Source organism: Pseudofrankia coriaricola (assembly GCF_032027725.1).
Classification (GTDB): domain Bacteria; phylum Actinomycetota; class Actinomycetes; order Frankiales; family Frankiaceae; genus Pseudofrankia.
This window is the reverse complement of record NZ_JASNFO010000003.1, coordinates 147,957-166,698: the sequence shown is the minus strand read 5'-3', so window position 1 is coordinate 166,698 and position 18,742 is coordinate 147,957. Positions and strand designations below refer to the sequence as shown.

Annotated in this window: 11 protein-coding genes and 1 pseudogene; 8 read left to right on the top strand and 4 right to left on the bottom strand. The window is 73.3% G+C overall.

Going from position 1 to position 18,742, the window contains the following annotated elements:
• Positions 1-159: 159 nt before the first annotated feature.
• From QOZ89_RS04520 to QOZ89_RS04500, 5 genes and pseudogenes are all read left to right on the top strand, one after another.
• Positions 160-1,059: pseudogene (locus QOZ89_RS04520) on the top strand (FAD binding domain-containing protein); the annotation flags it as partial.
• A gap of 311 nt (positions 1,060-1,370) precedes the next feature.
• The gene (locus QOZ89_RS04515; protein ID WP_116271377.1) at positions 1,371-2,054 is read left to right on the top strand and encodes a (2Fe-2S)-binding protein; all 684 of its coding nucleotides are present in this window, start codon (positions 1,371-1,373) and stop codon (positions 2,052-2,054) included.
• A complete protein-coding gene (pucD, locus tag QOZ89_RS04510) occupies positions 2,051-4,462 on the top strand; it encodes a xanthine dehydrogenase subunit D (protein WP_312623038.1) in 2,412 nt (803 codons plus the stop codon). The genes QOZ89_RS04515 and pucD overlap by 4 nt, the downstream gene beginning before the upstream one ends.
• On the top strand, positions 4,452-5,828 hold the full coding sequence (gene allB, locus QOZ89_RS04505) for an allantoinase AllB (RefSeq protein WP_312623037.1): 1,377 nt from the start codon (positions 4,452-4,454) through the stop codon (positions 5,826-5,828). Before pucD ends, allB begins: the two co-directional genes overlap by 11 nt.
• Positions 5,829-5,999: 171 nt before the next feature.
• Positions 6,000-7,550, top strand: coding sequence for an allantoicase (locus QOZ89_RS04500; RefSeq protein WP_312623036.1), 1,551 nt, complete (start codon positions 6,000-6,002; stop codon positions 7,548-7,550).
• Positions 7,551-7,987: 437 nt separating this feature from the next.
• Here the strand turns inward: QOZ89_RS04500 and QOZ89_RS04495 are convergent, their stop codons facing one another.
• Positions 7,988-11,206 (bottom strand): AAA family ATPase, encoded by a 3,219-nt coding sequence (locus QOZ89_RS04495; protein WP_312623118.1) that lies wholly within the window; start codon positions 11,204-11,206, stop codon positions 7,988-7,990.
• A gap of 502 nt (positions 11,207-11,708) precedes the next feature.
• Between QOZ89_RS04495 and uraH the strand changes: the two genes are divergently transcribed.
• Both uraH and QOZ89_RS04485 read left to right on the top strand, forming a co-directional pair.
• Positions 11,709-12,035 (top strand): hydroxyisourate hydrolase, encoded by a 327-nt coding sequence (gene uraH, locus QOZ89_RS04490; RefSeq protein ID WP_312623035.1) that lies wholly within the window; start codon positions 11,709-11,711, stop codon positions 12,033-12,035.
• Between the two features lie 228 nt (positions 12,036-12,263).
• Complete coding sequence (locus tag QOZ89_RS04485) at positions 12,264-13,580, top strand: DUF6986 family protein (protein WP_312623117.1); 1,317 nt, start codon at positions 12,264-12,266, stop codon at positions 13,578-13,580.
• A 233-nt stretch (positions 13,581-13,813) separates the two neighbouring features.
• Here QOZ89_RS04485 and QOZ89_RS04480 read toward each other — a convergent pair whose 3' ends face one another.
• Positions 13,814-14,080, bottom strand: a complete 267-nt coding sequence (locus QOZ89_RS04480; protein WP_312623034.1) for a hypothetical protein — start codon at positions 14,078-14,080, stop codon at positions 13,814-13,816.
• Positions 14,081-14,648: 568 nt separating this feature from the next.
• On the opposite strand from QOZ89_RS04480, the gene QOZ89_RS04475 reads away from it, so the two are divergent.
• A complete protein-coding gene (locus QOZ89_RS04475; RefSeq protein ID WP_312623033.1) occupies positions 14,649-15,713 on the top strand; it encodes a helix-turn-helix domain-containing protein in 1,065 nt (354 codons plus the stop codon).
• Between the two features lie 1,398 nt (positions 15,714-17,111).
• Here the strand turns inward: QOZ89_RS04475 and QOZ89_RS04470 are convergent.
• Complete coding sequence (locus QOZ89_RS04470; protein WP_312623032.1) at positions 17,112-17,633, bottom strand: GNAT family N-acetyltransferase; 522 nt, start codon at positions 17,631-17,633, stop codon at positions 17,112-17,114.
• A gap of 370 nt (positions 17,634-18,003) precedes the next feature.
• Positions 18,004-18,708: a GNAT family N-acetyltransferase gene (locus QOZ89_RS04465; RefSeq protein ID WP_312623030.1), complete on the bottom strand. Its 705-nt coding sequence runs from the start codon at positions 18,706-18,708 to the stop codon at positions 18,004-18,006.
• Between the last annotated feature and the right edge of the window lie 34 nt (positions 18,709-18,742).

Genomic DNA, 18,742 nt, shown 5'->3' with positions numbered 1-18,742 from the left:
CGCTGGCCTGAACACGCCCGTAACCTGCGGGTCCTATCGTCGACGGGCGAACGGCTCGTGCACGTAGGCGTCGTTCGCGCCGCTCGCGCTGGTCAGAGACCCGCGGCCAGTGCCGGCGACGCGCCAGGCCACCGGCTGCCGGTGGCGTGGCTCCTGCGCATGCTTACAGAGGGTGACGGGCGGGAGGCTGGCCAGGTGACAGGCACCACGGCCGCGCTGCACAGGCCGGGCACGGTCGGAGAGGCGGTCCGGATCCTCGCCGAGGCCGGCGACGCGGAGCTGCTCGCGGGCGGCACTGACCTGGTCCCGGCGCTGCGCGCTGGCACTCGCCGGCCGCGCGCGATCGTGGCGCTGCGCCGCGTCCTCGAGCTGCGCGCCCGGGGTGCCTGCGCGGAGGCGCTCACCATCGGCGCAGGGGTGACCTACGCCGAGCTCGCGGACTGGGCACCCGCGCCCGGGCTCGCGGCGACCGCCAGGGCCGTCGGCTCGGCCCAGATCCGCAATGCCGGCACGGTCGGCGGCGCGCTCGGCTCGGCGAACCCGCGTGGCGACCTGCTCACCTTCCTGACCGCCGCCGGCGCTGACGTGCTGACCTGCTCGGCGCGCCGCGGCCCGCGCACCACACCGCTCGACGGCTTCCTCGCCCAGGCCCCGGGACGCGGCCGCGGCGAGCTGGTGACCGCGATCCGCGTCCCGCGCCCCCGGGGGCCGCAGGTCTTCCTCAAGATCGGCGGCCGGCAGGCCGCCTACCCGGCGCTGGTGTCCTGCGCGCTGGTCGTCGACCGGGCCGGCGGCCGGGTCAACTGCGCCGTCGGCGGCGTCGCCTCGATGCCGCTGCGTGCCACCGAGGCCGAGAGCCTCGCGACGGCCGAGATCGACTGGGCGTCCCCCGGGCGGGACGAGGCGGCGTGGGCCGCCCTCGCGCGTCGCTTCGGCGCGCTGGTCGCCGACGCGGCCCGCGCCGCGCCGGCGCAGCTTCCGGAGGGGCCGCGTGACCCCGCGGCCTACCGCTGGCACGCGGCCGGGGTGCTGGCCGGGCGGGCGCTCGCCCGCTGCCTGGCCGGAGGCGGTCAGTGGGATGACGCGTCAGCCGAAGGAGGAGCGACAATGCTTCACCTTCGCTCCTCCGGAGGCGGTCGGTGGGATGACGCGTCAGCCGAAGGAGGAGCGACAATGCTTCACCTTCGCTCCTCCGGAGGCGGTCGGTGGGATGACGCGTCAGCCGAAGGAGGAGCGACAATGCTTCACCTTCGCTCCTCCGGAGGCGGTCGGTGGGATGACGCGTCAGCCGAAGGAGGAGCGACAATGCTTCACCTTCGCTCCTCCGGAGGCGGTCGGTGGGATGACGCATCGACGGAGGGACGGAGCCGGTGACGGTGGTGGGAACGGACGAGGACGCCGGTTCTGGCCTGGGCGTGCCCGCCCGCCGGGTGCTCGACCGGGGGAGCACGGCCCGCTACGACTACACCGACGAGGACACCGACGCCGGGCCGGTCGCCCGGCCTTACCGCCTGCACGTCGACGGCAGGCTGCGCGCCGTGACGGGCGCCTGGCTCGGTGACTCCCTGCTGACGGTGCTGCGTGAGCGGCTCGGGATCACCAGCGTCAAGGACGGCTGCGAGCAGGGGCGCTGCGGGTCCTGCTCGGTGCTGCTCGACGGCCAGCTGATCGCCGCCTGCACGACGCTCGCCGCCGACGCCGCCGACGCCCGGGTGACGACGCTCGCCGGTCTGCCGGCCGACGGGCTGGCACCCGCCGTGCGGGCGGCCTTCCTGCGCCACGGCGCCGTGCAGTGCGGCTTCTGCACGCCCGGCTTCGTCGTCGCCGTCACCGACCTGCTGGGCCGGCGCCCGGAGGCCGACGAGGACGAGATCCGGGAGGCCCTCGCCGGCAACATCTGCCGCTGCACCGGCTACGGCCGGATCATCGCCGCCGTCAGGGCCGTCCAGGCCGACATCGCCGCGGCGGCGGCCGGCCGGGCGGGCGTGGCGGGCCAGGGCGGCCCGGCGGGCGCCGCCGGTCGTCCGGATGCCGGTCGGGGGGCCGAGCCGTGAGCACCGGGCTGCCAGAGCCGGGGCGCGAGGGGATCGGGGCGTCGGCCCTGCGCCCGGACGGGCCGGCCAAGGTGACGGGCACCTTCCCCTACGCCGGAGACCTGGCGCTGCCCGGGATGCTGCATGCGCGCACGTTGCGCAGCCCGCACGCGCGCGCCCGGATCCTCGCCGTCGACATCTCGGCCGCGCTGCGGATCCCCGGCGTTGCCGCCGTCGTGACCGCGGCCGACGTTCCCGGTGTCGCCACCTTTGGGCTGATCGGCCTCGATCAGCCGGTGTTCGCGGCGACGGAGGCACGCTACGCCGGCGAGCCGGTCGCCGCCGTCGCCGCCGTCGACGCCCATACCGCCCGGCGGGCGCTCGCGGCGATCCAGGTCGACTACGAGCCGCTGCCCCCGGTCACCGACCCGGAGCTCGCGATCGCACCCGGCGCCGAGCCGCTGCACCCGGGCAGCCCCGGCTACGGCCCGGGCGGCGAGTTCAGCGACCCCGGCCATCCCAACATCTACCGGCAGATCGACATCCTCCACGGCGACACCCCGGACCTCGCCGGCGAGGTCGTCGTCGAGGACACCTACGTCTTCGGCATGCAGGACCAGGCCTTTCTCTCCCCGGAGGCCGCGCTGGTCACCCCGGCCGCCGACGGCGGCGTCGACATGGCCGTCGCCACCCAGTGGCTGCACTCGGACCGGGAGCAGGTCGCCGCCTGCCTCGGGCTGCCGGAGGAGCTGGTGCGGCTCACGCTCGCCGGCGTCGGCGGCGCGTTCGGCGGCCGCGAGGACGTGACCCTGCAGGTCCATGGCGCACTGCTGGCGCTCGGCACCGGGGCGCCGGTGCGGATCGCCTATGACCGCGTCGAGAGCTTCCTCGGCCACCCGCACCGCCACCCGGCGCGGATGTGGTTCCGGCACTCAGCGACCCGAGATGGCGACCTGGTGGCGGTGCAGGCCCGGGTCATCCTGGATGGCGGGGCGTACGCGTCGAGCTCGCGGGCCGTGATCTCGAACGCGGTCACCCATGCCGCCGGGCCCTACCGGGTGCCGAACGCCCACCTGTACGGCGCCTCCGTCCGGACGAACAACCCGCCGTGCGGGGCGATGCGCGGCTTCGGCGTGCCGCAGGTGACCTTCGGGCACGAGGCGCAGATGGACCGGCTCGCGGACGCGCTCGGGATGGACCCGGTCGAGCTGCGGGCCCGCAACGCGCTCGCCGCCGGCGACATCCTGCCGACGGGGGTGCCGATCCCCGGCCCGGTACCGGCCCGAGAGCTGATCGAGCTGGTCGCCTCCCGCCCGCTTCCGCCGCCGCTCGACCCGGCCAGCCCCGGCGTGGGCAGCGGCCTCGCGCTGCCCGGCGGCCGGCCGGCCGGCGCCGACCCGGCCCGGGTGCGCCGCGGGGTCGGCTACGCGCTCGGCATCAAGAACCTGCTGTTCTCCGAGGGTTTCGACGACTCGTCGGTGGCGCGGGTGCGCCTGGAGCTCGGGCCGGACGGGGTACCGCGGGCGTGGGTGCACACCGCCTGCGCGGAGGTCGGGCAGGGCTTCGTCACGATCGCCGGGCAGATCGCGCGCACCGAGCTCGCCGTCGAGGAGGTGGTGCTCGCCCCGGCGGACACCGCCGTGGGCAGCGCCGGCTCCACCAGCGCGTCCCGGCAGACCTGGATGAGCGGCGGAGCGGTGCGCGGTGCCTGCGCCGCCGTCGCCGACCGGCTGCTGGCCAGGGTGGCGCGCGCCCTGGGCCTGCCGCCGTCGGTCATCGAGGCGCCTCGCCGGGTGCTCAGCCTGCGCGACGGGCAGATCATCGGACCAGAGGCCGGTGCGCGGATCCCGCTCGCCGAGGCGCTGGCCGACGGTCCCGTGGAAGCCGAATACACCCACCACCACCGGCGCACCGAGGCGCTCGACGGGCGCGGCCAGGGTGACGCGCACGTGGCCTATGCCGCGGCGGCGCACCGCGCGGTCGTCGACGTCGACCTTGACCTGGGGCTGGTCCGGGTGGTGTCGCTGGCGCTCGCGCAGGACTGCGGGACCGTGCTCAACCCGCTGTCGCTGCTCGGCCAGGTCGAGGGCGGCACCGCGCAGGGCCTGGGCGTCGCGGTGATGGAGGAGCTGGTCACCGTCGACGGCGTCGTCGTCAACCCGACCTTCCACGACTACCTGCTGCCGACCATCGCCGACGTGCCCGAGCTGGACTTCGTCGCGGTCACCTATCCGCAGCCCGACGCGCCGTACGGGGTCAAGGGGGTCGGTGAGGCGCCGACCGGCACGGCGACCCCGGCGGTCGTGGCGGCGATCCGCGCCGCCGTCGGCCGCGACCTGCGCCGCGTCCCGGTCCGCCCGGCGGACCTGGTGACGCCGTCGCCGGGCGGCGAACCGATACGACACGGACGGGACGACGATGACGACTGAGCCGGACGCGCCGGCGCTCACGCTGCCGGAACGGGTGGAGGTGCTGCGCTCGCGGCGGGTTGTGACGCCGCGGGGCGTGATGGCCGCGGCGGTGCACGTCGCGGGTGGGCGGATCACCGCGATCACCGGCCCGGACGAGGTCGGCCCGGGCGCCGCTGTCACCGACCTCGGTGACCTCGCCCTGCTGCCCGGCGCGGTCGACGCGCACGTGCACGTCAACGAGCCGGGCCGCACCCACTGGGAGGGCTTCGCGACCGCCACGAGGGCGGCGGCCGAGGGCGGCGTGACGACGATCATCGATATGCCGCTGAACTCGATCCCGCCGACGACGTCGGTGGCCGCGCTCGAGGCCAAGCGGGCCGCGGCCGCCGGGCAGATCTCCGTGGACGTCGGTTTCTGGGGCGGAATCATCGGCGCCGACGCCACCAGCGTCCGCGACCTCGCCGAGCTGCACGACGCTGGCGTGTTCGGCTTCAAGGCGTTCCTCGCCCCGTCCGGGGTCGAGGAGTTCCCGCACGTGTCGATGGAGGCGCTCGCCGCCGCGACGAGGCACACCGCCCGGCTCGGCGCGCTCACCGTCGTCCATGCCGAGTCGCCAGGCGTTCTGGACGTCGCGCCGCCCGCCGCCGGCCGCGCGTTCGCGAGCTGGCTGCGCTCCCGGCCGCCGGCCGCCGAGACGGAGGCCGTCGCCGCGCTCGCGGCGCTCGCCGGCGCGACCGGCGCCCGGCTGCACGTGCTGCACCTGGCGGCCGCCGGGGCGCTCGACGATGTGCTCGCCGCCCGCGACGAAGGGCTGCCGCTGACCGTCGAGACGTGCCCGCACTACCTCAGCTTCACGGCGGAGGAGGTCCCTGACGGCGCGACCGAGTTCAAGTGCGCGCCACCGATCCGGGAACGCGCCAACCTGGAGCGCCTCTGGGACGGCCTGGCCGAGGGGCTGTTCGTCGGCGTCGTCTCGGACCACTCGCCCGCGAGTCCCGACGTCAAGTCGGTCGACACCGGCGACTTCGGCACCGCCTGGGGCGGCATCGCCTCCGTCCAGCTCGGCCCGCGCGCGGTGTGGACCGGCGCGCGTCAGCGTTCCCATGGCCTCGCGGACCTGGCCCGCTGGGTGGCGACCGGGCCCGCGGACCACGCCGGGCTTGTCCACAAGGGCCGGATCGCGGTGGGCGCCGACGCGGACTTCGCGGTGTTCGACCCGGAAGGTTCCGATGTGGTGGACGCCGCAATGCTCGCCCACCGCCACCCACTCACCCCCTACGCTGGAAGAACGTTGGACGGCGTCGTCCACGCGACCTACCTGCGCGGCCAGCGGATCGACGGCGGCCGGCCGCCGCGCGGCCAGCTCCTGAGCCGAGCTGGCTGACCATGTTCACTGCCCGCGCTGGCCGACCCTGTTCGCCGCGCTCCGGGCAGCTTCCCGATGGCGGCGCGGAACGCGGCGCCAGGGGAAACGCGGCGCCAGGGAAAACAGACAGATTCGAGCATGCGTCACCCGGGCACACAGGCCTGGGAACGCAGGGAGGACAGACCCCGGATGGCTGACGCGCCCGACCTGACCAACCTCGTCGACCTCGCCGGCGCGCGGCTTGGGGGCTCGGTGGTCGCGGTCAACGACGAGTTCTTCGCGTTCGCCGAGCGGATGCTGCTGCCAGAGCCGCCGATCGTGCGGCCGGGGGTGTTCACCGAGCGGGGCCAGTGGACCGACGGCTGGGAGACCCGGCGGCGCCGGGTGCTGCCGGGGGCCGACTGGGCGGTGGTCCGCCTAGGTGTGCCCGGCATCGTGCACGCCATCACGGTCGACACCACCCACTTCACCGGCAACGCGCCGGAGGCTGTGGAGATCCAGGGTGCCACCGTCGGCGGCTACCCTGCGCCGGAGGAGCTGCTCGACGAGTCGGTGCAGTGGGTGACGCTCGTGCCGCGCACCCTGGTGAACGCGGACTCGGTCAACGTGCTGCCCGTCGAGGGCCCCGGCCAGATCCGGATCACCCACCTGCGTCTGACGATCCACCCGGACGGCGGCGTGGCCCGGCTGCGCGCCCACGGCCAGGTCGTGCCCGACCCGCGGCTGCTCGACCGAGTGACCTCCGACCTCGCCGCCGCCTATCTCGGCGGCGTGGTCGTCGCCGCCAGCGATATGCACTACGGCGACCGGCACAATCTCAACGCCTCCGGCGAGGCCCGGGTGATGGGCGAGGGCTGGGAGACCCGCCGCCGGCGGACCCCCGGCTACGACTGGGCGGTGATCCGCCTGGCGACGACCGGGCGGGTCGTGCGCGCCGAGGTCGACACCCGCCACTTCCGCGGCAACGCGCCGCGCGCCGTCGCGCTCTGGGCGGCGAACGCGCCCGAGCTGTCCTTCTCGGACGACGTCTCGGCGATCACCGAATGGCGCCCGATGCTGCCACCGACCAGGACCCAGCCGAACACCAGGCACCTGTTCGACCTGGAGGTGCCGGTCGAGGCGACGCACGTGCGGGTCGACGCGATTCCCGACGGCGGCCTCGCCCGGCTGCGCCTGCTCGGCGCACCGACCGAGCCGGGCCGCGAGTCGCTGGCGATGCGCTGGCTGGACGCGCTCTCGCCCGGCGCGGCCAAGGAGGAGCTGCTCGCCTGCTGCGGATCGGAGGACTGGGCGGACGCCGTCGTCGCCCGCCGGCCGTTCGGCACCCTCGACGAGCTGCTCGCCGTCGCCGAGCAGGAGTGGTGGCAGCTGACGGAGGCGGCGTGGCTCGAGGCGTTCACCGCGCACCCGCGGATCGGTGAGCGCCCGGCAGTCGCGTCGGCCCCGCCGACGTCGGCGCGCGCGACCGTCGTCGGGCTGGACGCCCCGCGCCGCGAGCAGGCCGCGCTGGAGTCGGCGAGCGCGGAGGTCCGCGCCGCGATGGCCGAGGGCAACGCCGCCTACGAGGAGCGCTTCGGCTACATCTTCCTGATCCGGGCAGCGGGGCGGAGCGCAGAGGAGATGCTCTCCCTGCTGCGGGAGCGCCTCGAGAACGACCCGGACCGCGAGCTGCGGGTCGCCGCCGGCCAGCAGGCGGAGATCACCGCCATGCGGCTGCACCGGCTGATTACGGGCTCCTGACGAAAAGGATGTGGCCTCCCCGGGTGTCCGGGCGTCTCCCAGGGGGATGCGGTGGCCACGAGCCGGCTGTGCCGTCTCGTCACCGGTTCCTGACGGGCTGGCCCCCGGGAGGCAGCGCGGTCCCATTGGGCCTAGGACGGCAAGACGCCGCTCAAGGAGAGGCCTTGCCTTACATGGGATTTTCCACTGTCGGTGGGCTCCTCGGGCGGCCTAGCATCGTCTACGGTGCCGCCCGGACGGTCGTCGGGGGGTCGTTCCTCCGGGCGCCCGACCTCCACGGCCCGGTCCGTCAAAATTACGGGAGGTGACGGCCCGGGTTGTGGAGGACCGTCTCGCCGCCACTTGCGGCGCGATACGAGGTCGGCTATGCGGCGGTCCGGCACGGGGCCGCCGCATAGCCCCGAGTCGCGACCGTCTTCGACGGCCAGGCGCGGCGGTCAGCGGCCCAGGGCACCGTCGGGGCTGTCCGTCGGCGGTGGCGCCGGTCGGGGCTCGTCCGCCTCATCCCGAGGCGGTGGCGGGGTGGGCAGCGGGTAGGCAGGGAAGTCGCCGGAGCCGCGCAGACCCAGGTAGATGCCGGCGAGTTCCGCGCGGGAGGTGACGCCGTGCATCCGGTACAGCTCTCGGGCGACGTTCTCGGCGTGACCCTTCGACATGTAGAGCTCCCTGGCGATCGACTCGAAGTCGTCGCCACGCAAAATTCTCGTCAGCAGTGCCTGTTCTCGGTCCGTCAGTGGCCTGCCGCCGGTGCCGCCGGCCACCGGCCGCGGACTGGCGCGGGCCTCGCCGCTCCCCGCGGCGGCCGGGGAGGCCAGGTACGTGATCGGCGGCACATCACCCGGGTGCGTGGCGACCGGAGCGGTCCTGAGCGCCGCCCGCCCGCGCAGGGTGGCGATCAACTCGCGGCACCGGCGCGAGTACGTCGCGGCGCCCAGCGCGTCGAAGACGTCGAGCGCGGCGGTCAGCTCGGCCGCGGCCCTGGCGTTGCGGCGCTGGCGCCGGTGCACCTCGGCCGCGCGCAGCCGGGCCTGGGCCGCCGGGAACGGCATGCCCAGCGCGTCGGACTCGGCGGCCGACCTCTCGAACTGCGCGACCGCCTCGTCGTGGCGGCGCTGGCTCGCGCGCAGGACGCCGCGCGCCCTGGCCACGAGCGCGAGCGTCACCGCCGAGCCGCGGGTACGCGCGTCGGCCTCGAGGCTCGCAAGCTCCGCCTCGGCCTCGGCGAACCGGCGCAGCCGGGCAAGTGCCTCGATGTAGAGGTGACGCCACTCGAAGACACCGGGCGGGCGCGCGCCCGCCGGGTTCGCCAGCGCCGCGGCCCGCGAGCAGGCCACGACGACGCCGTCCGGGTCGTCGAGCGCCGCGGCCAGGTGCGCGGCTGTGGTGGTGCGGTAGGCGCAGATCGCCGCCACGCCCTCGACGTCGTACTCGGCCACCCGGGCCAGCATCCGACCGACGGTGGCCGCGTCGCCGCGCGCCGCCGGAACGAGCGCGGCCGTGGCGTGGACGACCGGCAGTGCCCAGAGGTGCCCGGCCGACTCGGCGAGCGTGACGCTGTCGCGGCCGCAGGCGAGCGACTCCTCCCAGCGCCCGGACCGGAAGGCCGCCTCGGTGTAGTGGATCATCCCCATGAAGCGCTGGTGCAACGGATCCTGCGGGGTGTAGGTCCCAGGGCGCAGGTCCGCGACGGCGCCGTCCAGGTCCCCGGACCACAGCCGCACCGCGCCGCGGCCGACCCGGATCGTCATCTGAGTGTGCGGCGTCGGGTCGAGCAGCCGCTCGCCGTCGGCCAGTTCGGCGAGCGCCCGCGCGCCGTCGCCGGTCGCGGCGGTAAGTGCCGACGCGGCCAGCGCCAGCCCCTGCGCCCGCATGGGGGACGGCGCGCCCGTCTCGTCGAACGCCCGTCGGGCCCAGTCCTGGGCCGCGTTGTAGAACCCGGCCAGGATGTAGGCCTGCCCGACCCCAGCGGCGCTCTGCGCGGCGGTCTCGGCGTCACCACGGGCGCGGGCGGCGTCCCAGCTGGCCATGAAGCCGAGAACGCCCTGCTCGGCCCGGTTGGCCAGCAGGTCCAGGTGCGCCCGCACATAGAGCTGGCGGGGCGAGCCGTCGACCTGGTCGCCGTCGTCGGTGCTCTGATCCTCGGCACCGTCGCCCGCGGCCAGCGCCGCCGTGGCCTCGGCGCGTTCGCCGGCCTGGAGGAACGACATCGCCGCGTCGAGGCGCAGTGAGCGAGCCTGGGCGCGGTCCGGGGTGATCGAGGCCGCGAGCAGCAGATGGTCGGCCGCCCAGGCGTAGCGCCCGGAGGCGGACTCCGACCCGGCCAGTTTGATCAGCTCGTCGGCGAGCTCGCTGTCGGGGGTCAACGCCGCGGCGGCCCGGTGCTCCAGCGCGGTCGCGCGGTCGGCCGACGCCTCGGCCACCGCCAGATGCAGCGCGGACCGTTCCTCCAGGTCAACGGCGTGGTAGATCGTCGCCCGGACGACCGCGTGCGGCGGCACGACCCGCAGCGCCGGCGGCGCTCCGGCGGTGCCGACCAGGTCGTGGCGCACCGCCTGCGCGAGCGCGCGAGCCGGCTCGGTGATCCCGGCGAGCGTGGCGATCTCAGCCAGGCCGCCGCCGCGGCCGAGCACCGCGACGGCGGCGGCCAGCTGGCGGCCCTCCGGCGGGCAGGCGGCCAGGTCGCGCTGGACGAGCGAGGCCAGCGACTCCGGCGCCCGCGGCGCGCTGACCGCGCTTTGGCCGACCCCCTCCCAGCGCTCGTCGCCGTCGGCGGTGAGCAGTTTGCTGATCCACAGCGGGTTGCCCTCGGTGGCCTCGACGAGGTGGCGCAGCCGGCGGGGCGGGGGCGGGGGCAGTCCGCGGGCGGCGCACAGCTCGGCCAGCTCCGTCTCCCCGAAACCTGACAGGTCCAAGGCCAGGCCCGCGACCGCGGCGCGCCGGCGCACCCCGTCCAGCCAGGGGGAGTCGTGCGGCCGGCCGGCGATCAGGACCAGCAGCGGCAGCCTGCTCCCGTGCAGCAGCAGGTGCCCGACGGCGCGCAGCGACGGGGCGTCGCACCAGTGGATGTCGTCGATCCGGAGCACCATCGGACCGGTGGCGCAGCAAAGCTCGGCGGCGCGGGTGAGCAGCTCGCCGGTCTCGCGGATCCGCTCCGCTACCGCGCCGGCCGCCACGTCGGGGGCGTCGGCCTCGAACGCGCCGGCGGACCCGATCCCGTCGATGTCGATGTCCCGCGCTCTCGGGGCCGCCGGAGCGACGAGAGCCGGAAGCCGGAGGCCGTGGTACTGGCGGCCGGGGTCCGGGGCGGCCACGGCGGCAGGGCCGTCGTCGGCGCCGGCCGGTCGCGCGCCGGGCACCGTCGCTCCCGCGGCGGCGCTCGTATCCGGCGCAGGCGTGAGCTGGTCCAGCAGCCGGTTGGCCAGGTCCAGATCATGGGTGCGGGCACCGTACGCGGCCTCGACCCGGACGATGGTCGGCCTGGGCGTTCCGGGCGGGAGGTCGCCCTCGGCGAGCCCGCCGAGGAACCAGTCGAGCAGCGTCGTCTTGCCGATGCCGGGCGGTCCTTCGACGAGCACGCACCGCAGGCTGGGGGCGACCGCCGCTGCGTACTGCGCGGCTAGCAGGCCGAGCTCAGACACGCGACCGACAAAACGCATCATCTGCCTGCCTCGACCCACTCCACGTCGACCCGTCCCGACTCAGCCCCCTGTTCCGTCCCGACCGACCTCCGCACCTGGGATCCCCGTCGGATCGGCCTCGCCGGTCTAACAGGTCCGGATTCGGTCCTGGACTTACCGGCGGATCCTAGCCGCTTAGTGGCCATTTGGTGACGTAGACGACTCGCCGTGGTTGTGGGCCCGTCTCGGATTGGTCGGCATACGTGTGAGGCCGAGGCCCGCGCGCGCCGAGCCGCCGGCCGCCGGAACCGCAGGTCACCGGGTCGGCCGCGGGCCTTCGCGATCCTCACGGGCGTGTCTCGCCATGGGCGGCTGTGCTGAAGTCCGGTTCCGGCCATCGCGAAGTACCACGCTGGTGCCGATGGTGGGCCGTCGTCCGTTGCCGTGGCCGGCGGCGACCCCGGCCCGACAGGCTCGGGATACTTTCCGGGGGCGGCCATCAGAGCGCACCGTTGCGCGCCGACGAATCGTGAGGGCCCAGATGTCACTGTCCACGCATGTCCTCGATACCGGTGCCGGCCAGCCGGCCGCCGGCGTCGCGCTCCGGCTGGAGAAGACCATCCTGGGTTTCGACGGGCAACCCAGGGGCTGGAAGCTGGTGGCCGAGGCGGTGACCGACGCCGATGGCCGCGCGGGAGCGCTTCCAGCTGACACGGCCGGACGGTGGCGGCTGGTGTTCGACACCGCGGCACGGTCGTCGTTCTTCCCCGAGGTGACCATCACCTTCGTGATCGACGATCCGACTGCCCACCACCACGTCCCGCTCCTGCTCGCCCCGTATGGCCTCTCCTCTTACCGGGGCAGCTGACCGCACGCCGACTGACCGCACGCCCCACGCCAGCCCCGCCCGCCACCAAGACCGGTCGGGCGCGGAGCGCGCGACAAACACGCCAGCACTGCCGTATTCGTTCCGATTCGTGCAAATTCGGCTGAATACCCGTGCCCGGTGTCAGGCTCGTCGGGCGCGGAGCGTCCGACAGACGTGGGCGAGTGGTGCGCTCAGCGCACCTTCGAGCCCACGCCCACACTGGACGGTGTGCCCACCCTGTCGGAACATCTGCTGGCCCGGCTGACGGCGCCGCTCGCGCCCGTGGATGCGACGCTCGCGGCGCGCCACCCTGGCGACCCAGGCACCCGTCAGCCCGTGCACACCTGCTACGTGTCGGCCGAGCGGCTCCATCCCGACGTCATCCTCGAATGGGGTGAAAGCGCCCGCGAGGCGCTCGCGGAGCACGCGGGGTCACCGGCGGAACTCGCCGACGCCGTCGGCCTCGGCACGGTGACAGGCGCCGGTGCGGCCGGTGCGGCCGGTGCGGCCGGCGCGGCAGCCGGGCAGTCGGGCGGGGGGCCGGGCGAGGCCGATCCAGCGCTGGCCGAGCGGGTGCACGCCCACGTGCTGCGCACGTTGTCGATGGATCCCATCCAGGACCTGCGGGTCGATCTGGAGGACGGCTACGGCATCCGCCCGGACGACGTGGAGGACGAGCACGCCGTCGCCGCGGCCGAGGCGCTGCGGATGGCCTCGGCGGCTGGGGCGCTGCCAGCCAGTTACGGGCTGCGGCCCAAGTCGCTCGACCCGGCGGTGCGTGACCGCGGGCTGCGCAGCCTCGACCTGTTCCTCACCGCGCTCGCCGGTGACGACGGCGGCCCGCCCGGTCTGGTGATCACCCTGCCGAAGGTGAGTGCACCGGAGCAGGTCACGGTCTTCCTCGCCGTGCTCGACGAGCTGGTGCCCCGGATCGACCTGCGCCCGCCGGCCGTCGAGCTGCAGATCGAGACCCCGGCGGCGGTGCTCGCCCTGCCCGCGTTGGTGGACGCCGGCCGAGGCCGCGTCACGGGCCTGCACGTCGGCACCTACGACTACTCGGCCGCGCTCGGGATCGCCGCCGAGCACCAGGCCAGCGACCACCCGGCTGTCGAGTACGCCACGACGCTCATGCAGCTGGTGACCGCCGGCACCGGGATCCGGGTGGCCGACGGCTCGTCCAACCTGCTGCCTGTCGGGTCGACGGACGCCGTGCGCGCGGCCTGGCGCCGGCACGCCGAGCTCGTCAGCAGGGCCTGGCGGCGCGGTCTCTACCAGGGCTGGGACCTGCACCCCGCCCAGCTCGTGAGCCGACACGCGGCCGTGGCCGCGAACCTGCTCGCGGGCCTGCCCGCGGCGCTCGCCCGGCTCTCCGCCTACGCGGAGGCCCGGTCCGCGGGCGCCGTGGCCGACGAGCCCGCGACCGCCAAGGCCCTGGCCGGCCACGTCCTGCGAGCACTCGACGCCGGCCTCCTCGACGACGCCGGCCTAGCCACCGCCGACCTCGACCGCGCCGTCGTCACCAAACTAGGCGGCCGAGCCGGCTAGATCTCAGGGGAGGCGCATCCGGGGGGCTGGGTGGTGCGGCCTCACTCACGTTCAGCGGTCCGCGTCGCAGCCGCACGCTGAAGCTCGCTGAAGGTGGCCGCCGCCGTTCAGGCAGATCTCTGAAGGTCGCTGAACCCGGCGGCCCGAGCCGCGGCCGGGACCGGGCGCGAGAATGGCCGCCCTCGGAGTTGAGGGCGGCCATCGCATGGAACTTCTGGGGGTGCACTCCCCGCTCACCGGAGCGCGGGCACCGTGACCGTGACCTGGGTGTTCGCGGTCGTGGTCAGCGGCTGGGGCAGGGCGTTGTCCTGCGCGGTCTTGGCCATTCCGACCAGGATGACGACGCCCACGACCAGCACGACTAGCACGACCGTCTTGACGGCGGCCATCATCGGGCGCAGGAACTCGCGCGCAATGCCCCAGAGGTGCCAGATGTGCCGGGTCAGCCCGGTGATCAGGGCGGCGAGGCCGAAGAAGGTGACGATGGTCAGAAGGATCATGCCCCCATGCCGTTCGATTGGGCCACCTGGGCCTTTTCGGCGTGTTGCACGAGGGCTACTGTGGTGAACATTCAGGCTCCGTCCCCGCTCGAACTTGCGCTGCCGCGTGGTGTGCCGGCGCCGTAGGTGGCACTACGGCGGCCGGAGGCACCGCTGCGTCGAGGTGCCGCAAGGTTGACGGGCCGGGCGGACCCGCCTGAGTGCCAGAGCGCCCCCGGTTCTTCGCCGCGAAACGAGACCGGGGGTGTTCTGCTGTCTGGGGTTCTGCCGCTGGTAGCGGTCCCGCGCGGATCGGTGGATGCCTCAATTCCGGTCCCCCTTCTGAAGTTCAGAAATTCGATCCGAACTTGTGTAGTTTTCGACGGCAATCCTGACGGTCCATCAATTCCCACTGTGGGACCAACATGCCGACAAGACTAGGGTCTTGGCGGTTCGGATGTCTGTGGCGCGCCGTGTAGATTTCTGGGCCTCCGCTCGTCGCCCGCCGGAGATCTTTGGTACTCTTGTCATTCATCGGATCTTCAGGTTTCACTGAAATTTAGTGTCGCCGGTGAAGGATGTGGAGTCGATGGCCGTTGTGAATCTGCCGCTGGCTCGTCGTCTCCGTGCGCTGCGACGGGCCGCTGAGGGCGGGCTGCGGCAGGCCCACGTCGCCGTGGCTCTGGACGTGTCGGTCGCGACCGTCTCGTCCGACGAGAACAATGCGCGCGGCATCCCGCTCACGAGGCTGGAGAACTATGCGGTCTTCTACGCCGCGCCCCGGGCCGACGAGCACACCGCAGCGGCGCGGGTAGCGGCCGAGGACGAGCTCACGGCCGAGGAGCGCGCCGCCCGGGACGTGCTTCTGGCCGAGCTGACGGCCCTCCTGCGGGCGACAGCGGCGCCCGAGCCCGAGCTGACGGTGGCCGTGCTCCCCACCGACGCGCCGCGCAGGACGTGGCGCTTCGACGACAGGGCGCCGGTGCGGATCGTGTGCGGCCAGCTTCCGGAGGATGTCCGCCCCCCGCTCGCGTCGACGGGCGACGTCAACTACACCGAGCTGCTTTCCTACGCCGACCTCGACGCGCTGATGGAGCTGTGGGGCCACCTCCGTGCGGAGAACCCCGCCCTGGAAGACGTTCGCTTCATCACGTCGGAGGCCGTGGAGCCGGACGACATGTCCGGCCACCTCGTGCTCTTGGGCGGGCTCGGTTGGAACCAGGCCGCGGACTGGAACCGCGGGCAGGCCGAGTTCCCGGTGACCCAGATCGAGGACCCCGAGTACAAGGAGGGCGAGATCTTCGCCATCGACCGGGACGGAGCTCAGGAGAAGGTCGTGCCCACGATTTCGAGCGACCCACGCCTCGGTCTGCGCGAGGATATCGGCCTGCTGATCAGGACGCCGAACCCCTACAATCGGGCGTGCACGCTGACAATTTGTAACGGGGTGTACTCCAGGGGTGTCTTCGGCTCGGTGCGGTGCCTTACTGACAGGAAACTCAGGGAACGCAACGAGCGGTATATCTTCGAGCGGTTCGGCGATGCGGAAGAGTTCGGCATCCTGATGCGGATCAGGGTGCTGAAGGGTAAGGCATTCACGCCGGATCTGCACGATCCGGACATAATAGTCTTTGAGTGGCCCGGAAGGACCTGATTCGTCGTGGCTGTGAACGCTGAGGGCGCCGAGGTGGAACCGCCCGGTGACCCCCTTGCCGGCGGGCGGGCGCCCGTCACCCATCAGGTGTCGCACCTGGGGCTGCTGCGGCGGTGTGGCCCGGAGAAGGCGGACCGGCTCGACGCGATCGTCGTGCCGGCGTCTAGGCCCGCGCGCAACCTGACGGCCGCCATGAAGCTGGCGCTGTCCGTCGACGCGCACCTGGTCGTCCTGTGTAGCGGTCGGACCCTGGCGGACCAGGTAGGCCCGCTGGCTCTGACCTACCCGGGGCTGAGGGCCACCGTGATCGATCTGTCCGACGCGTACAAGAACCCCGAGCTTGACGAGTTCGAGACGGCCGGCGTGCTCGGCGCCGCTCCTGTGCACCTTGGCGACCTCTACCTCAAGCGCAATATCGGCCTGCTGCTCGGTGCCGCCGCCGGGTGGCGTTCGTTGCTTTTCCTGGACGACGACATCCGGGATATCTCCGCGGATCTCGTCCGGCAGGCGGTGAAGGGGTTGGACCGTTTCGACGCCGTCGGGATGTGCACGGGGCATTTCCCCGACAACTCGGTTGTCTGCCACGCGAACCGGCTCGCGGGCGGGCGCCAGGAAATCTTCGTCAGCGGATCCGCTCTGGTGGTGGACCCGTCGCGTGAAGCGGGGTTCTTCCCTCAGGTCTACAACGAGGACTGGCTCTTTCTCCTCGAGTCCGCCCAGCGCCGCGCGCTGGGTTGGGCGGGCTGGGTCACGCAACTCGACTTTGACCCGTTCGCAAACCCGCAGCGGGCCGCCGCCGAGGAGTTCGGCGACGTCCTCGCGGAGGGCCTCATGGCCCTTGTGCGCGCGGGCCGCCTCCGGGAGGCCGGTACGGCCGCGTTCTGGTGGCACTTCCTCTCGGAGCGAGAGCGCTTCATCACCGACACCATCGAACGGCTGTGCGCGAATCCCGAGGTCGGTGCGGACGCGACTGAGGCGGCAGTGCGCGCGCTCGCGACCGCCCAGAAGGTCAGGTCCGAGATCCACCCCGAGGTTCTGGCCGACTATGTCAAGCGGTGGGAGCTGGACCGCGCCAGGTGGCGCCGGCTCTGGGAGCGGATAGCCAGCCAGACCTCGCTCGCGTCCGGCCTGCGGGCGCTGGACCTGACGGACCGGGTCACGGACGTTGTCGGCGGGGGCGCCGCGCCACCCGCGAGAGCGGCGACCCGGAAGGCCGGCCAGGACGGTCGGTCGCCGCGCCGACGGCTGACCCCGTGGAACTGGACACGCGTGCGTCTGGGCACGCTCGCCGGGCCGCTGGCGCTGGAGGCACCGTCGGTGCCGGAATCCGGCGATCGCCGGCACACGCCGGTGGGCACCGCCGGCGGCGACCGGTCTCGTGAGCGGCTCGGCGTCAGGTCAGCCGAGACCCTCGTCGGCGGTCTCGCGGGCGAAGTCTCTGACCATCCGTACCTCGCGCCGGGTCGGATCGCTGGGAAACGGCTGTTCCCACCCGGTCCGTTCGAACCCGAGACGTTCAAATAGGGCGATGGCCGGCGCGTTGTCGTCCGCGACCCACAGGGAGAGGAACCTGCCCGCGTCGCGCGCGGCCCAGGCCGTGACCGCTGTGATCAGGCCGCGGGCGACGCCGTAGCGTCGCCACGGGGGCGCGACCCAGAGGCTCATGAGGTGGCGTTCGTCGGGCGGATCGGCGGACAGGTCCGCGCCACAGACCAGACCGATGTGCGTTCGGCGCGCTTCGGCGACGAACCAGGTCGTGGTGTCCATCCGGGCCAGCCAGCCGGACTCGGTGAAGGCGCCCTCGCGGGCGATGGTGGAGTCGAACGCGGCGGGATCATGGTCTAGCGCCAGCAGGCGCAGGTCGCGCAGCAGGGCCCACTCCCCCTTTTCGAGAGTGCGGATCTCGAAGCGGTGGGTCACCGTCCAACGGTGACAGAATGTGCCGACGCGTTCATCTGTTGCGCAGTGGCACCAGTCGCCGTCGTCGGCCCGCGTCAACCTGGCGCGAGCGGGCCGCCGACTGCCCGGCTCCTCGCCGCCACCTCTCGGACCTCGTCCGTGCTTCCCCGGAACCATGGAGGAGTCGGCTGAGGTTGAGCGGGGTGGGTCTGTCTGGCGGACAGTGGGTGAGCGTTACCCAGGATGGGATCAGGTTCCTACTTGGCCCCGTTGCCCAGCCTGCGGGACCCGTCGACGCTCCGGTCAGGGATGGCCCGAAGGGCCACCACTGCCAAGCGACCGTGCGGCGGCCGCCTCGACGCGTTGAGTCGGTGTCACGTGCTGGATTGGATCACCGCACCGTTTGACTCTCGGTCGCGGAATTCAGAACGGCGCGAGGGTCGATCGACTGCCGGGGCTCGTCTGCTCTAGTGATGAGCCTGTGCATGTGGTACTCACGCCGGTGTCGTCGCCACCACTGCCTGCGGGGCTCGCCGCGGTAGCGCTGGGGCTTGTGGTCCCTCGGCGAGAATTTGCAGTTCTTCTCGAACCAATCCGCTGCGTGGATATTTTTCTCAAACACCCAGAGTCCGATGGCGGGAGCGCCACGCGTCGCAGCCTCCGTGACTGTTGCCTTGACAAGCGCCTGGGCGATCCCGCGTCGCCGGTGGAGTGGGTCTACCCACAGTGCTTCCAGGTGTGGGTGAGGCATACGGAGCTTGGTGCACTCGTGGGGGAAGATGAACGCAGACGCGTTGAGCGCGGCGACCGCGATAGGGGCGCCGGCCTCGTTCGCAACGAACCACGTTCCCTGTTGGAACAGCTCCCGCCACTCCCGCTCGCCGTACTGGGCGGTCACCTTCCGGTCGCCGCCTAGTTCGTCTGGCGAAGTGTCGAGGGACCGGAGCCGCACCTGCCGCAGAACTGGCCAGTCGTCCTTCGTGAGCTTCTCGACGGTCCACCGACCTGGTTGGGCTCCGTCTACTTGGCTCCAGTCGACCTGAGGATGCGTCGACCGGACCGGTCGGCACGCTGCAGCCACCACGTCCCGCCCCACGGCGCCCCCGTCGCTACAACCTGTGCACACAGGA

Bases quoted from the DNA above. Each gene is read 5' to 3' on its own strand.
- uraH (WP_312623035.1), top strand. From the start codon at position 11,709: ATGTCACTGTCCACGCATGTCCTCGATACCGGTGCCGGCCAGCCGGCC.
- QOZ89_RS04480 (WP_312623034.1), bottom strand. From the start codon at position 14,080: ATGATCCTTCTGACCATCGTCACCTTCTTCGGCCTCGCCGCCCTGATC.
- QOZ89_RS04475 (WP_312623033.1), top strand. From the start codon at position 14,649: ATGGCCGTTGTGAATCTGCCGCTGGCTCGTCGTCTCCGTGCGCTGCGA.
- QOZ89_RS04500 (WP_312623036.1), top strand. From the start codon at position 6,000: ATGGCTGACGCGCCCGACCTGACCAACCTCGTCGACCTCGCCGGCGCG.
- QOZ89_RS04495 (WP_312623118.1), bottom strand. From the start codon at position 11,206: ATGCGTTTTGTCGGTCGCGTGTCTGAGCTCGGCCTGCTAGCCGCGCAG.
- allB (WP_312623037.1), top strand. From the start codon at position 4,452: ATGACGACTGAGCCGGACGCGCCGGCGCTCACGCTGCCGGAACGGGTG.